Source organism: Streptomyces sp. P17 (genome assembly GCF_032436805.1).
Taxonomy (GTDB): domain Bacteria; phylum Actinomycetota; class Actinomycetes; order Streptomycetales; family Streptomycetaceae; genus Streptomyces.
Map to the genome: position 1 here is coordinate 14,708 of NZ_JAVRBF010000017.1, position 15,514 is coordinate 30,221.

Sequence of the window (15,514 nt, forward strand, 5' to 3'; positions counted from 1 at the left end):
AATCGGGATGGACGCCGCCAAGGACTGGTGGATCTACCGGGGTACCGGCACGGTCGAGGAGATGCGCGCCCGGCTCGACGAACACCGGCCGCCCTGGCGTGAGTACAAGGGCGAACCCGATCCCGAATACACCCCGCCCACCACCTCCGGGCCCGCCTGGGACGAGACGTACGAGCGCGGCACCGGATACGTGCCCGACCAGGCGGAGGTGGACGCCGTCAACACGGCCCTGTATCTGCGCCGCCCACTGCTCGTCACCGGCAAGCCGGGGGTGGGCAAGTCGACGCTGGCCCACAGCATCGCCGCCGACCTGGAACTCGGTCCTGTACTGCACTGGCCGGTGACGAGCCGCAGTTCCCTGCGGGACGGGCTCTACCAGTACGACGCGATCGGCCGACTGCACGACGCGAACCTGCGGCACCTGGAGACGAGCCGTGGCGCGCCGGGCCGCCGGGAGCGGGGACGGCCCCGTTCGTCGGGCAGCGCCATCGCGCCGTATCTTCGGCTCGGGCCGCTCGGCACGGCGCTGCTGCCGCAGGAACGGCCCCGGGTCCTGCTCGTCGACGAGATCGACAAGAGCGACATCGACCTGCCGGGCGATCTGCTCACGGTGTTCGAGGAGGGCTCCTTCGAGATCCCTGAGCTGGCGCGGATCGCCGCGCGGCAGCCGAAGGTCAGGATCGGCACGCAGGACGATCCGGAACTGCGCGTCACCGTCGAACGCGGCCGTGTCCAGTGCCGGGCCTTCCCGATCGTCGTGCTGACCAGCAACGGTGAACGCGACTTCCCGCCGCCCTTCCTGCGCCGCTGCATCCGGCTGCATGTCGAGCCGCCGACCCGGCAGAAGCTGACGCAGATCGTCCGCAAGCGGCTCAAGCTCGACGAGACGACCGGCCACGACAGCTACAGCGACCTCGTCGAGGAGTTCATCACGCGCCGGACGGAAGGCGACCTGGCGACCGACCAACTGCTCAATGCCGTCCAACTCCGGCTCAGCGGCGCATGGTCCGGGACGGACGAGCGTACGAAGTTCGTGGAGACCGTGCTGCAACGGCTGACGGGCCCGTTGGCGTGATCGAGGAGCTGTTCCACGCTCTGAAGGAGTCCGGCGCGAAGGCCGGGCCCGAGGAGCTGGCGGATATCCTCTGGCTGGCCGCGCGGATCGGGGACGGCTCCGGGGAGCCCGCAGTACGCGAACTGCCGGACCCCGACGACCAGTCCGAGGTGCCGACGCTGCCCGAGCCGCCGGTCGCGGGCCCGGACGGGGTGGGCTCCGAGCCGGTCGAGGAGTACTTCAACGCCTGCGATGTCACCGACACATCCGGCCCGGCGCGCGGCGGCCTCGACCTGGTCCGCGTCCGCCGCGCCCCGTCCCTGCGCGATCCGCTGGCGCTGATGCGGGCGTTGCGGCCACTGGGCCGGAGCACGGGGCGCGCACAGGACAGCTCGAACGACGTCGAGCTCGATGAGGAACTCACGGTCCGCAGAACCGTCGAACAGCGCCTTCCGACGCCCGTGTTGCGTCCGCGCCGAGGCCGCTGGCTGGACCTCGCGCTCGTCGTGGACGCCCACCATTCGATGCTGCTGTGGCATGACCTGGTGGGTGAGCTGCGGCGCGTGTTCGTGCAGACCGGCATCTTTCGGGACGTGCGCACGTGGTACCTGCGGGGGACGGAGGTGGCCGGCGAGCTGTCCGTCGCCCGCACCCCCGACGCGGAGCCACGCAGCGTGCAGGAGGTGTCCGACCCGTCGGGCCACCGGCTGGTTCTGGTGGTGACGGACACCGTGGCGAGCGGGTGGGCCGCGCCCTCAGTCGCGCGGATGCTGCGGCAGTGGTCCGCACACGGTCCGGTGGCCCTGCTCAATGTGTTGCCGCGCCGGTTGTGGGACCGAGGTGCGGTGCGACCGCAGCCGGTGCTGGTGCGGACGGTCGGACCTGCCTCGCCCAATACGTCATGGCGGCTGGGCCCGGCCACGCGGAGCCGCCACAGAAACCCTCGGCGGCAATCAGCCCGGCAGGTCATCACGATTCCGGTGGTGGAGGCCGAGGCCGCTTCCGTGTCGGTCCTGGCGAAGCTGGTCGCGGGGAACGGGCAGTGGACGCGGGTGCCGTGCCTGACCATTCCGCGTGCGGCAGAGGTGGTGCCGACCGCTCCTGCTCAGGAAACGGCGACCGACCAAGTCGACGAGATCCTACGGCGATTCAGGGCCGGCGCGTCTCCGCTCGCGCAGCGGCTGGCGGGGTATCTGTCCGCCGTACCGCTGAGCCTCCCGGTGATGAACCTCGTCCGCCACATCATGCTGCCCGAGTCGGAGCACGGGCATCTGGCGGAGGTTGCTCTTGGCGGACTCTTCACGCCTTGGGGACGGGAGGGGGCGGAGGACCCGGACAGGGTGCCGTTCGACTTCCGGCCCGGGGTCCGGGAGGCACTGCTGGGTGGGCAGCGGCGGGATGCCATCACTTCGGTGCAGGAAGTGGTGCGGCGGGAGATGGGGGCGGGGGTCAGTGAGCGGGGGGCCAGTAGTGGCGGGGACTTTCTCGCGGGGCGAAGTGTGGGGGGCGGTGACGGCGGCAGTCGGGGGCTGGCCTCGCAGGCGTCGCCGTTCGCGGTGCGGGTCGGTGCCGGGGACGGCGTTGGTGCGGGAGACGGGGGTGGTGCGGGGGACGGGGGTGGTGCGGGGGACGGGGGTGGTGCGGGGGACGGGGGTGGTGCGGGGGACGGGGGTGGTGCGGGGGACGCGGTATCGGCGCCGGAGGCGCGGTGGCAGCGGATCGGGGATCTTGTGCCGGGGGTGGCGCCCGTTGAGTCCTATGTGGTGCGCAGCGCGGATGATCTCCTGCGCGAGGTGATCTCACGCGCCCTGGAGGGGCACAGCTCGTTCACGCTGGTGGTCGGCGCAACCGGGGCGGGAAAGACATCGGCCATCCTGCGCGCCGTCTCCGCGCTGCCGGACGACTGGACGTGGTGGTCACCGAGAGACACGGACGAACTTGCCTCCAGGTCAGCCCTGTTGCCTCCGCGCTCGGTCGTGGTTCTCAACGACTTCCATAGGTTCGCCTTCGCCTCTGCCGGTCCTGCTCCGTACGTGCCGACCGCGTTGCTCGATCTGATGCCCCCTCCGGCGGAGGGACCGGTGGTGGTCCTGGGCGAACTCACCACCGCCGCCATGGACTCGCTCCTGACCGATGAGTCGGAGGAGGCCATCAACTTCCGCCTCCTGCTCGATCGTATCGATGTGGTGCGGGTCTCCCCCTGGGTCACGGACTCCGAAGCGATCAGGCGCGTGTACGAGTCACCGCCGGTCGCGAGGAGCATGCTCCGGGCGGCACTGGACATCCGCCGCCTGGGCCACGGCCCCGCCCTGTCGCGCAGATTGCTGGCAGCCGCGACGAACGTCTACCTTCCCGATCACTACCGGCATGACCTGTCGTACGACGCGGTGTCGAAAGCCTTGGCCTATGCGTGCAGGCCGATCGTCGGGGAACCACTGATCATGATCCGGACCTCGCGCGACCCGGAGCAGTACCAGCTCAGTGACTTCGTGCAGCAGGTCGATCTGGCGAAGTTCCCAAACATCGACCCCCCGGAGGAGCTCTGGACGGTGCTCGCCCGCTACGCCGACCCGCCCTCGCTGCGGGTACTTGCCCGCTCCGCACGGGTGAGAGGGCTGGACGAGGCCGCTCAGTACCTCGACAACTCCTTCGCGTTCGCGGACATCTCCTCCGAGTCCGCTGCTGTCATCCGAGAGCTCATCAAGGATGCCGGGCAACGGCTGGTGCAGGTCTGGATCCCAGGTACTGAGTTGGGCTCGGGTATCCGGCTCTCGGACGACGGGCTCGTGGTCATGTCCAGAAATGAGTACTCGCGCGTGAGAGGAGAGTTGCCGAGCGACAGGCTCCTGCGAGTGCGGCCGTGGCGCGGCGACATCGTCCTGCCTGCACGGATCCTGCCTGAGGATGGGGGAACGGGTCTGGTCTTCCTGTCCACCGGGCCGTCCTCATGGCCAGCCCGGCCGCGCCTGACGCGTGTGCAGTCCACCGTCGTCCCCTCGGTCGGAGAGTACGTCCTCGTTGTAGGACTCGACAGGGAGCTACCGTCCGAAATGGCCGGGCTCCGCTGCCTGGTCATGAGCGCCGCTGGGGATGACTACGCGCTTCAGCCGATCGTCTCCGCGCCATGGCCCGCCCCCGGGGCGGCGGTCGTAGACCTGCGCGGGACAGTGATCGGTGCAGTGTCATTCATCGATGAGGAGGCCGGTCTGCTCAACGCCTCACGCATCACTCCCCCCGCCCAGACCGCCGTACGAACGCTCGAGCGGCCGTCGAACCCCGACCTCCTCGACCCCACGCACTCACGTGCCGTCCTCATCGGCGTGGACGACTATGAGGAGTTCCCGGAACTGCCGGGTGCCGCCGACGCGGCACATGCCCTGGCGTCCGCGTTGGGACAGAGCGGAGGGAACGGCATCTTCGATGCCGACAGCATCGCTGTCGTCTTGAACCGCCAGTTCCGGGAATCTTTCCGCCCGACATTGTCCCGCGTGGCCCGGCAGGCCGAGCACACGCTCTTCCTCTACTACGCGGGCCACGTGCTCGAAACGCCCGACGACGCCTTCCTCACCTTCTCCGCCACCAGTCGCGACCGTCCCGGCGAATCCGCTCTCTCCATCAGGCGGCTTCGGTCGCTGATGGACGACAGCCCGGCCCTGTTCAAGGTTCTCGTCCTCGACGCCGACACCCAACACCCGGACAGAATCTGGGAGTGGTTCGCGCCCCGCACCACACCTCGTGGATACCGCGCACTGCTGACCTCGCATCGGGAGGCGAGGAACCCTCCTCACACCTTCGCGAAAGAGCTCGCCACGCTCCTCACCTCAGGCGTCCGCGGTGGCCCGGAGTTCCTGAGCCTGGAGGACATCGCCAGCTGGATCCGTGCCCGCAAGCGTGCTGGGAACGTCCGCCTCCACCAGCACTACGACGTCAACACCCCCGGCCTCTTCCTACGGAATCCGGCCTTCTCACCGGTCACCGACCACCAACAGGAAGGCAAGGGGACGGTCAAGTGGTTCAACGCGGAAAAAGGATACGGGTTCATCGCCCTGGACAACGGCCCGGACGTCTTCGTCCACTATTCCGCCATCGACGTGCCGGGCTTCCGGACCCTGGAGACGGGACAACGCGTCCAACTCCGCGTCATCCAGGGCGAAAAGGGACCGCAAGCACAGAACGTCCGCCCCACTCCTTCCGAGCGCTGAGCAAAGGACGATCACCTTCCAGGACTTGGGGCTCGGCGGACTGGGCACCTGCCACGGCCACGACTCAGCCGGGCACCACGATGGTGTCGCGCCGCTCGCCGAAGCAGCACAGTCCGGTCGTCGCCCGGGGCAGGGGTTCGGTGACGATGTCGATCGGCTGTCCCCGTAACTGCGCGACTTGGGCGACCACGGCCTGCAGCCCGAGGTCCGGACGCAGCCCCAGCCTCTTCGCGGCGCGCACGACGCGGCGCCGCGTCGACCACAGCGCCGTGGCTTCACGGAGTAGAAGGACGTCCACGCCCTCGATTCCCCTGTCGCAGTGAGTACTCGGCCGTACTACGCCCGGAGACCACCAGGGCACTCCCAGCGGAATGCCGCACTCCGCAGGCTCCCTCAACGCCAGTGCTGCGGCGGCCAGTTGCCGCACCTCACCAGCTGTTCACGTCAGAGGGCGGGGTCGCGGTGGGTCGGCACCGCGTCCACCACGGTCAACAGGACTGGCAGGTCCGGCAGTTCGGTGGCGGCGGTGGTCAGCGGATCGCCGGCGAAGACGGTCAGGTCGGCGCGGTGGCCCACCTGGAGACGTCCGGCCTCGTGCTCCTCGCCCGCCGCGTGGGCGGCGTTGACCGTCATGCCCTGGAGTGCCTCCAGGGCGGTGAGCGCCTGGTCCGGGCCGTGCGGCGGGCGGGTCAGGTCGCGGCTGGGGCGGCGGTGGCGGGCGCCCGCCATGACACCGAGCGGCGGATAGGGGGCGATGGGCCAGTCTGAGCCGAGGACGACCACGGCACCGGCGTCGTGCAGATCACGGCAGCGCCAGGCGCGGGAGGCGCGCTCCTCGCCCAGGCGGCGCGACCAGTTGTCGGTGTGGTCGGCGCGGGTGAAGTCGCAGCAGTGGGTGGGCTGCATGGAGGCGACGACGCCGAGTCCGGCGAACCTTCGCAGGGTGTCGTCGGGGACGGTCTCGATGTGCTCGATCCGGTGCCGTACCGCAGGCCCGCCCTCGGCCCGGGCCTTCTCCACCGCGTCCAGCACATGCCGTACGGCCGCGTCCCCGATGGCGTGGGTCGCCACCGGCACGCCCGCGCGGTGCAGTTGGCCGACGACGCGGGTGTACTCCTCGGGGTCCGGCCAGAAGGCGTGCCGGGACTCGCCGTGGCAGTCGGGCTGTTCCAGCCAGGCGGTGCCGTTGTCGATGGTGCCGTCCATGAAGATCTTCACGCCGGCGGTCCGCCAGAGCCGGCCGCCCTCGCCCTGCCCCGCGATGAGCGCGCGTACCCCGTCGGCGTCGGTGCCGGGCTGGCACCACGGAGCGACGCGCAGGCGCAGCGGGAGCTGTCCGGCCGCGTCGAGTTCGGCGTAGAAGGCGAGGCTGTCGCCGTTCGCGTCCATGGCGTGGCCGCCGGTCAGGCCCGCCGCGGCCATGGCGCGCAGCGCGGCGGCGAGCCGCTCGCGGCGCTCCTCGCGGGTGGGCTGCGGGGCGACGCGCTCGACCAGTTCGCAGGCGGCGTCCTCCAGCAGCAGTCCGGTGGGGCGGCCGTCGGCGTCGCACACCACCTCCGCGGTGGCCTGGTCGAAGGAGCGCGGCCCGTCGACGCCGGCGAGCTCCAGCGCGCGCCGGCTGGCCAGCATGGAGTGCGCGTCGAAGAGCAGCAGCAGGGCGGGTACGCCGTCGAGTACGGCGTCGAAGGGGGCGGTCTCGACGGGGCGGCCGGCGAAGACGTTGGGGTCCAGGCCCCAGCCGTGCAGCCAGGCGCCGGGGGCGAGTTCGCGCACCGCGCGGGCGAGCACCTCGCGCACCTGCGCCACGTCGGCGCAGGCCGACAGGTCCAGGCCGTGGGTGAGTTCGGCGCCGGAGACGGGGTGGATATGGCCGTCGACCAGACCGGGGGTCACCACCGCGCCCTTGAGGTCGATCACCGTGGTCGAGGCGTCCGCGAGCGCACGGATCTGCGGGTCGTCCCCGAGAGCGGTGATACGTCCGTCGGCCGCGGCGAGCGCGGTGTGCGGCAGGTACTGGCCGGTGACCGGGTCGAGCAGCCGGGCCGACAGCAGGATGAGGGAGGTGCGCACGCGGAACTCTCCTTGGTGGCGGGTCAGTTGGGGGCGGTCAGGGTGCCGGGCGGCAGGCCGAGTTCGCGTTCCGCGGTGAGGGCGGGCATGAGCCGGATCTCCGGCGGGTCCTCGGCGGTGTCGACGCTGTTGACGAGCATGCCGAGGCCGTCGAGGACGACCAGGATCCGCACGGCCGCCAGCAGCGCGTCGTCGGTGCGGAACTCGCCCCGCTCGGCACCGTCGCGGATGAGCCCTTCGAGCCGGTCGCGCCAGGCTGCCTCCTGGACGGCGACTCTCTCCCGCAGCGTCGGCCGGTAGCGGCTGAGGTGCCGGGCGTTGAGCCACAGCCGGCTGATGTCGTCGTACGACCGGCCGCTCGCCCGCGCGAAGAACCGCGCCAGCTGCCGCGTGGGCGTGGTGTCGGCGCGGTCGGCCGGGAGGAGTTCGTCGAGTTCGGAGGCGACCGCGGTGCCGTAGGCCTCGGCGACCAGATCGTCCACCGCCGGGAAGTAGTGGCTGATCAGTCCCGGCCGGACGGCAAGCTCCTCGGCGATACGCCGCAGGGTGATGCACTCCAGACCTTCGGCCAGGGCCACGGAAGCGGCGGCGGCAACGATTTCCGCACGTCTGGCGGCAGGAGATTTGCGGATTCGTTTGTTCGGGACGCTTGACGGCATGGATTCCATGCTATTGAGTGTGCGACCAATAAGCAAGCAGGTGGGTTACCAGCATCCGGAGGGGCGGCATGGCGTCCACGATTGACGACCCGCAGCAAGGGGTCGGGACTCCGTCGGGCGGGGCGGGCCGTATCGAGGCCCACGGCATCGACCACATCCCCGACAGCGAACGGCACGGACATCCCCGGCAGTTGTTCTCCGTGTGGGCGGCCGCGAACGTCAACTATCTGAGCCTCGTCATCGGCGGCGCGCTGATCCTGATGGGCCTCACCCTGTGGCAGGCGCTCGCGGTGATCGTGGCGGGCAACCTGTTCTGGGTGCTCACCGGGCTGCTGTCCATACCCGGGCCTGTCGCGGGCGCGCCCAGCGAGGTGATCACCCGCGCGATGTTCGGAGTCCGCGGCAACCGCGTCAACAACGCGGTCGTGGGCTGGATGATCTCCGTCTGCTACTTCGCGCTGAACCTGGCCGCCGCCTCGACCGCCGCCTTCGCCCTCGTCGAGAAGACCGGCGTCAGCGCGAGTACGAGCGTGCAGGTCGTCGTCGTGCTGGTCATCGCCGCGCTCACCCTGACCATCGGCGTCTACGGCCACGCCCTGATCATGAAGCTGTATCTGCCGATCACCCTGGCCCTCACCGCCGTGTTCGCGGTCGTCGCGGTCGGCGTGCTCCGGCACACGGACTTCTCCTACACCCCGGCCGAACCGCTCACCGGCCTCGACCTGTGGGCCGTCCTGCTCGCCGGGGTCACCCTGATCGGCGCCGGGCCGCTGTCGTACACCACCAGCGCCGACTTCTCCCGCTACCTGCCCCGTACGACCCCCGCGAAGGCGATCATCGGCTGGACCGCACTGGGTGGCTTCCTGCCCAGTGTCGTCGTCTGTTCCCTCGGCGCCTTCGCCGCGACCGCGGTCGACATGACGGACCCTCAGTCCGGACTCCAGCAGATCCTGCCCGGCTGGTTCGACCCCGTGTTCCTGCTCGCGCTCGTGCTCGGCACGATCGCCATCAACGCCCTGACCGCCTACAGCGCGGGCCTCGCCCTCCAGGCCGTCGGCATCCGCATCCGCCGCTCCCTCAGCGTCATCGCCGACGGAACCGCCGCGGTCGGCCTCACCCTGTACGGGCTGCTCGTCTCCGACTTCCTCGACACCGTCAGCAACGTCCTCCAGCTCACCGTGGTCCTCCTCGGCCCCGCCGTGGCCGTCTACGCCACCGACATCGCCCTGCGCCGCAACCGCTACGACGGCCGTGCCCTGATGGACGAGACGCGGGACGGCCCGTTCTGGTACACCGCCGGCGTCAACACGGCCGGTGCCCTCGCGCTGGCAGCGGGCGTCACGGCGGCGGCCCTGTGCGTGAACACCCTGTACACCGGCCCGGTCGCCGAGGCCCTCGGCGGCCTCGATCTCGCGCTGCCCGTGGGCATGGCGGTGTCGGCGGGCCTGTACACGGTCCTGGGGCGCCCGCGGCACACCTGACGCCGCCTCCACGCGTGCGCGAGCGGCGGCTGCCATCGTCACCGGTCGCAGCGACGCCCTCAGCCGTGGCCCCCGTACCCCGGTGACAGCGGTCGGCCCGGAAGGCAGGCACAGCAGTGACCGACAGCGAGACACCCGGCGTCCCACAGGCCCGGGTCGAGGACCAGCTCCGGGCCCTGCAACTCATCCAGGGCCACAGGGCCTCCCGGGCGGTCGGCGTCGCCGCCCGCCCGGGCCTCGCCGACGTCCTGGCCGAAGGCCCCAAGAACTGCGCGGAGTTGGCGCGGGCCACCGGCACGCACCCGGACCACGCCAGGCTGCTGCTGGTCGAGCCGGTCTGCCGGACGAGGACGGACCCGCCGCGCGGCTGAGCGCCGTACTGAGCGACCTGAACATGCTGCTGATGGTCGGCGGCCGGGAACGCACCCGGACGCAGTACGCCCGCCTGCGGGCCTCCGCGGGGCTCGATCTGGTCCGCGTGAGCGATCCGCTCACCCCCACCCATTTCCAGGTGCTCGAAGCGATTCCCCACTGAGCTTCGTGCCGCCCGGGTGCGCCCGGCGTGCTTCGTGGCGCATTCTTGCTGTGTCGCCCCCTGGGACGGCGCACGGACGAGGTAGGGGCCGATGACTGGGAGCGCCGAGGACGCGCAGCGGACCCCCGGGCGGCCGACGGCGTTGCTGATCGACGCCTCGCTGGAGGCGATCAGAGCGGCCGGCGGTCACGCGGCCGGGGTCTATCTGCGCTCCCGCACGCCCGGACTGCTGCGCCTGTCGGTGCTCGTCGGGCTGCCGGGCCCCCTGTTCGAGCCCTGGTGGCGGCTGCATGTGGACTCCCCGTTCCCGGTCGCCGACGCGCACCGTCTTGGCGTCGAGGTGGTCCTCGCCAACGCCACCGAGACGATGCGCCGCTACCCCCAGTTCGCGGCCGGTCTGCCGTTCCAGTTCGGCTCGCTGTACGTGCCGGTCGCGACCGACTCGACGGCCTACGGCGTACTGACCGTGCTGCGCCCTTCCGCGGCGGACGCCACCGAGCTGCTGCCCGAGCGGGAGCGGCTGGCTGGGCTCGCCGAGGAGCTGGCACGGCAGCTGCGGACCGTGGAGGACAGCGCCCTGCGGTGGGAGGGCGGACCCCTGTGTGTACGACCGCCCGCCCTGCGCGCCCCCGGACGGGCCGGGTCCTTCGCCTGGGATCCCGCCACCGGCGCCGTGACCCTGGACGACCGGCTGCGCGGGGTGCTGGGAGCGACCGCCGAGGAGTGCGCGGGAAGCGAGCAGGCCTTCGCCGAGGCCGTGGCCCCCGAGGGCACGCAGCCGCTGCTGGCCGCCCTGCGGGACACGGCCGCCGGCCGGCCTCCGCCGCTGCCGCTGTACCTGCGCGGCGCCGACGGGGCGCTGCGGCTCGTCGAGCTCTGGGGGTCGTACGACCGACCGCAGGACGCCTCCGGGGCGCGGGCCGTCCATGGCGTCGTCCTCGATCCCGGACCGGGCGCGGCGGCCGACACCGCGGCCGATCTGCTGCCGGAGGGCGTGTTCGCGCTGGACCGGCTGGGCACCGTCGTCTACGCCAATCCGCGCGCCGCCGAACTCCTGGAGCGGCCCCGCCCGCAATTGCTCGGCCGCCCCCTGTGGGACGCCGTGCCGTGGCTGAACCAGCCCGCCTGCGGGGACCATCTGCGCGGGGCGCTGCTGTCGCCCGAGCCGCTGCACTTCCACGTCGGCCGGCCCGGCGCCCACGCGGACGACCCGTACGACGGCGACTGGCTGGCCCTCTCGCTCCATCCGGGCCCGGACCTGCTGACCTGCACGGTCCGTCCCGCCCACCGGGTGGCCGAGGCGCCGTCCGGTCCCCCGGCCGAAGACGCGCACGGCCGCGCCGAGGTGGCCGCGGGCCCGTCGATGGCGCCGCTGTACCGGCCGATCGTCCTCGCCATCGCGCTCACCGAGGCGGTCACCGCCCGCCAGGTGTCCGCGGTGGTCATGCGGGAGCTGCTGCCCGCGTTCGGCGGGCGCCGGCTGGCGATCTACCTGTTGCAGGAGCGGCATCTGTTCCTGGCCTGGGAGAGCGGCTTCCCGCCGGGCTTCCTCGCCCCCTTCGAGGGCGTGGGTCTGGACGCGCGGCTGCCCGGCGTGGAGACGCTGACCAACGGCCGCCCGCTGTTCTTCGACTCCATGCAGCAGCTCATGGACGCCTACCCCGGCATCGCCCTGGACGCCACGGAAGGCGCCCGCGCCTTTCTCCCGTTGATCGCCTCCGGACGGCCGGTCGGCTCCTGCATCCTCGGCTTCGACCGGCCCCGCAGCTTCAGCACCGAGGAGCGGTCCGCGCTCACCGCGCTGGCCGGGCTGATCGCGCACGCGATGGAGAAGGCGCAGCGCTACGAGAGCGAGGCGGCGCTCGCCCGGGGCCTCCAGCAGGCCCTGCTCCCCCGGCGCCTTTCCGGGCATCCGCTGTTGGAGACCGCCGGACGCTATCTGCCCGCGACGCAGGGCATGGAGGTCGGCGGGGACTGGTACGACGTCGTCGCCGCCGGGGACGGCCTGGCACTGGTCATCGGCGACGTCCAGGGGCACGGGGTGCAGGCGGCGGCCACGATGGGCCAGCTGCGCACCGCCGTACGGGCGTTCGCGCTCGGCGACCGGCCGCCGGACGAGGTGCTGAGCAGCACCAACCGGCTGCTCATCGACATCGACGCCGGGCAGTTCGCGAGCTGCTGCTACATCCGCCTCGACCCCGTCACCGGAGTGGCCCAGGCAGCGCGGGCCGGGCATCTGCCGCCCCTGCTGCGCCGCCCTGACGGCGGTACGCACGTCGTCCACCTGCCCGGCGGAGTCGTGCTCGGCGTGGACCCGCAGGCGCAGTACCCGGTGACGGAGCTGGTCATCGACCCCGGAGCGGTCCTCGCCCTCTACACCGACGGGCTGGTGGAGCGGCCGGGCGGGGACATCGACGACGGCATCGGCGGGCTGCGGGTGGCGTTGGCGAGGTCCGGTGCGCCATTGGGGCGGCCCGGCGGACAGTCCCTGGCCAAGATCGCCGACCGGCTCACCGCGACCGCCCGGCACACCGCGGACCGGCCCGACGACATCGCCCTGCTGCTCGCCACCCGGCGCTCGGCGCCCCGGCGTGACGCATGATGGGAACGGCGAGTGCCTGTCACGGGGTGTGACGCCTCTCGCCTCCCGGGGGCCGGCGGTGTAGACATGGCTCATGGTCCGACTCTCGGGTCGATCCGGGGCCCGGTCGCTCCGTCGCCGCAGCGGTCCGCGCCCCCATCGGGCGCCCGACCGCGCCCGCGGAGTGCGCGCGGACCGCGCAGCGGGCGCCGAACGTCCCAGGACGCCGCACGGCCGGCGGCCTCGGTCGCCCCTGAGCGGACGCAGCGTGGCGGGCCAGGTGTTCCTCTTCCAGGCCGTCATCGTGGTGCTGCTGATCGTGGCCGCGGTGGTCGCGCTGGTGCTCCAGGTACGGCACGACAGCACCCGCGAGGCCCGCAACCGCTCCGTCGCGGTCGCCGAGTCCTTCGCCAACGCGCCCGGCACCCGTGAGGCCCTCGACGACCCCGACCCCGCGTCGGTGTTCCAGCCGCGTGCCGAGGCTGCCCGCAAGGCGACCAAGGTGGACTTCATCGTCGTCATGAACACCGACGGCATCCGCTACAGCCACCCCAAGCCGGACCGCATCGGCAAGCAGTTCGTCGGCACGATCGAACCCGCGCTGCAGGGCAAGGTCGTGACCGAGGAGATCATCGGCACGATCGGCCCGCTGGTGCAGGCCGTCGTGCCGGTCAAGGAGCCGGACGGCGACGTCGTCGGCCTGGTGTCGGCCGGGATCACCACGGCGACCGTCGGCGGCACCGCCGACCAGCAGCTGCCGCTCCTGCTGAGCGCGGCCGCGGCCGCGCTCGGCCTGGCGACCGGCGGCACGGCCCTGGTGAGCAGACGTCTGCTGCGCCAGACACATGGCCTGGGCCCGCACGAGATGACCCGTATGTACGAGCACCACGACGCGGTGCTGCACTCCGTCCGCGAGGGCGTGATCATCGTCGGCGACGAGGGCCGGCTGCTGCTCGCCAACGACGAGGCGCACCGCCTGCTCGAACTGCCGCCCGACGCGGAGGGCCGCCAGGTGGCCGACCTCGGGCTCGCCCCCGACACCGCCGAACTGCTGGATTCCGGCCGGGTCGCCACCGACGAGGTACACCGGGTCAAGGACCGGCTGCTGGCCGTGAACCAGCGGCCCACGAACCTGCGCGGCGGACCGCCCGGCAGCGTGGCCACCCTCCGCGACTCCACCGAGCTGCGGGCCCTGTCCGGCAGGGCCGAGGCGGCCCGGGAGCGGCTGAGCATGCTCTACGACGCCGGCGTGGGCATCGGCACCAGCCTGGACGTCACCCGTACCGCCGAGGAGCTGGCCGAGCTGGCCGTGCCGCGTTTCGCGGACTTCGTCACCGTGGACCTGTTCGGCGCCGTCCTCAGCGGCGGCCAGGCGGAGACGGTGACCCCGCTGCGACGCACGGCGATGAGCGGCATCCGCAAGGACGCGCCGCTGTACCCGGTGGGCGAGCAGATCGCGTTCGTGGAGTCCTCGCCCCAGGCGCGGGCGCTGCACGACGAACAGGCGGTGCTGGAGCCGCGGCTCGCCGAGGCGCCCGGCTGGCAGGCGCAGGATGTGGAGCGCTCCGCGCAGATCGTGGAGTACGGCATCCACTCGCTGATCGCCGTGCCGCTGCGCGCCGGGGCGCTGGTGCTGGGCGTGGTGTGTTTCTGGCGGTCGCAGAAGCCGGAGCCCTTCGACGACGAGGAGCTGGAGCTCGCCGAGGAACTGGTCGCGCGGGCGGCGGTCTCCATCGACAACGCCCGCCGTTACACCCGCGAGCACAGCATGGCGGTGACCCTCCAGCGCAGTCTGCTGCCGCGCACCCTGCCCGAGCAGAACACCCTGGAGATCGCGTACCGGTATCTGCCGGCGCAGGCCGGGGTCGGGGGCGACTGGTTCGACGTACTGCCGCTGTCCGGCGCGCGGGTCGCCCTGGTCGTGGGGGATGTCGTCGGGCACGGGCTGCACGCGGCGGCCACGATGGGCCGGCTGCGCACCGCGGTGCACAATTTCTCCGCGCTGGATCTGCCGCCGGAGGAACTCCTCGCCCTGCTGGACGAGTTGGTGGCCCGGATCGACCAGGACGAGGCGGCGGAGGGCAGCACCGCCCCGGTGACCGGCGCGACCTGTCTGTACGCGGTCTACGACCCGGTCTCCCGGCGCTGCACCCTCGCCCGGGCCGGCCATCCGCCGCCCGCCCTGATCCGCCCGGACGGCACGGTCGACTTCCCCGACGTGCCCGCGGGTCCCCCGCTGGGCCTCGGCGGACTGCCCTTCGAGACGGCCGAGCTGGACCTGGAGGAGGGCAGCCGGCTGGTGCTGTACACCGACGGGCTCGTCGAGGACCGGGTCCGGGACATCGACGAGGGCCTCGAACTGCTGCGCGCGGCTCTGGCGCGGGCGGGAGACTCACCGGAGGAGACCTGCCAGACCGTGCTGGACGCCCGGCTCGCGGACCGTCCCAGCGACGACATCGCCCTGCTCGTCGCCAGGACCCGGGCGCTGCCCGCCGACCGGATCGCCGAGTGGCAGGTGCCGTCGGACCCGGCGGCGGTCGGCAAGGTGCGTGCCTCGCTCAGCCGTCAGCTCGCCCGCTGGGACCTGGACGACCTGACGTTCACGACGGAGCTGATCCTGAGCGAGCTGGTCACCAACGCCATCCGGTACGGCGGCGACCCCATCCGGGTGCGGGTGCTGCGTGACCGGACGCTGATCTGCGAGGTGTACGACAGCAGCAACACCTCACCGCATCTGCGGTACGCGGCGATGACGGACGAGGGCGGGCGCGGCCTGTTCCTCGTCGCGCAGCTCTCCGAGCGCTGGGGCACCCGCTACACACCGGCCGGCAAGGTGATCTGGGCGGAGCAGCCGCTGCCGTGAGTCGCCCGTGACGCGAGGGGTGGGCAACGGCGACCACATCTGATAGTAAACCTTCCTATCAGTGCCACG

At 72.0% G+C, this 15,514-nt stretch carries 10 protein-coding genes; 7 read left to right on the forward strand and 3 right to left on the reverse strand.

The annotated features are described in order from the left end of the window. Positions 1 to 7: 7 nt before the first annotated feature. Together RMT89_RS13430 and RMT89_RS13435 are read left to right on the forward strand one after the other, a co-directional pair. Complete coding sequence (locus RMT89_RS13430; RefSeq protein WP_315883952.1) at positions 8 to 1,075, forward strand: MoxR family ATPase; 1,068 nt, start codon at positions 8 to 10, stop codon at positions 1,073 to 1,075. Next, the gene (locus tag RMT89_RS13435) at positions 1,072 to 5,256 is read left to right on the forward strand and encodes a cold-shock protein (RefSeq protein ID WP_315883953.1); all 4,185 of its coding nucleotides are present in this window, start codon (positions 1,072 to 1,074) and stop codon (positions 5,254 to 5,256) included. The genes RMT89_RS13430 and RMT89_RS13435 overlap by 4 nt, the downstream gene beginning before the upstream one ends. A gap of 64 nt (positions 5,257 to 5,320) precedes the next feature. On the opposite strand, the gene RMT89_RS13440 is transcribed toward RMT89_RS13435, so the two are convergent. The 3 genes from RMT89_RS13440 to RMT89_RS13450 all read right to left on the reverse strand — a co-directional run bounded on the left by RMT89_RS13440 (position 5,321) and on the right by RMT89_RS13450 (position 7,985). Then, positions 5,321 to 5,554, reverse strand: a complete 234-nt coding sequence (locus RMT89_RS13440; RefSeq protein ID WP_315883954.1) for a hypothetical protein — start codon at positions 5,552 to 5,554, stop codon at positions 5,321 to 5,323. A 146-nt stretch (positions 5,555 to 5,700) separates the two neighbouring features. Next, a complete protein-coding gene (locus RMT89_RS13445) occupies positions 5,701 to 7,326 on the reverse strand; it encodes an amidohydrolase (RefSeq protein ID WP_315883955.1) in 1,626 nt (541 codons plus the stop codon). A gap of 23 nt (positions 7,327 to 7,349) precedes the next feature. Further along, positions 7,350 to 7,985 (reverse strand): TetR family transcriptional regulator C-terminal domain-containing protein, encoded by a 636-nt coding sequence (locus tag RMT89_RS13450; RefSeq protein ID WP_315883956.1) that lies wholly within the window; start codon positions 7,983 to 7,985, stop codon positions 7,350 to 7,352. A gap of 68 nt (positions 7,986 to 8,053) precedes the next feature. Here RMT89_RS13450 and RMT89_RS13455 point away from each other — a divergent pair, with 68 nt between their 5' ends. The 5 genes from RMT89_RS13455 to RMT89_RS13475 all read left to right on the forward strand — a co-directional run bounded on the left by RMT89_RS13455 (position 8,054) and on the right by RMT89_RS13475 (position 15,445). After that, complete coding sequence (locus tag RMT89_RS13455; RefSeq protein ID WP_315883957.1) at positions 8,054 to 9,466, forward strand: cytosine permease; 1,413 nt, start codon at positions 8,054 to 8,056, stop codon at positions 9,464 to 9,466. Positions 9,467 to 9,582: 116 nt separating this feature from the next. Next, the gene (locus RMT89_RS13460) at positions 9,583 to 9,837 is read left to right on the forward strand and encodes a hypothetical protein (RefSeq protein ID WP_315883958.1); all 255 of its coding nucleotides are present in this window, start codon (positions 9,583 to 9,585) and stop codon (positions 9,835 to 9,837) included. A gap of 23 nt (positions 9,838 to 9,860) precedes the next feature. Then, a complete protein-coding gene (locus RMT89_RS13465; protein ID WP_315883959.1) occupies positions 9,861 to 10,001 on the forward strand; it encodes a hypothetical protein in 141 nt (46 codons plus the stop codon). 91 nt (positions 10,002 to 10,092) lie between these two features. Beyond that, entirely contained in the window at positions 10,093 to 12,603 is a 2,511-nt protein-coding gene (locus RMT89_RS13470) for a SpoIIE family protein phosphatase (protein WP_315883960.1), read from the forward strand. 73 nt (positions 12,604 to 12,676) lie between these two features. Continuing rightward, positions 12,677 to 15,445 (forward strand): SpoIIE family protein phosphatase, encoded by a 2,769-nt coding sequence (locus tag RMT89_RS13475; RefSeq protein WP_315883961.1) that lies wholly within the window; start codon positions 12,677 to 12,679, stop codon positions 15,443 to 15,445. Positions 15,446 to 15,514 lie beyond the last annotated feature (69 nt).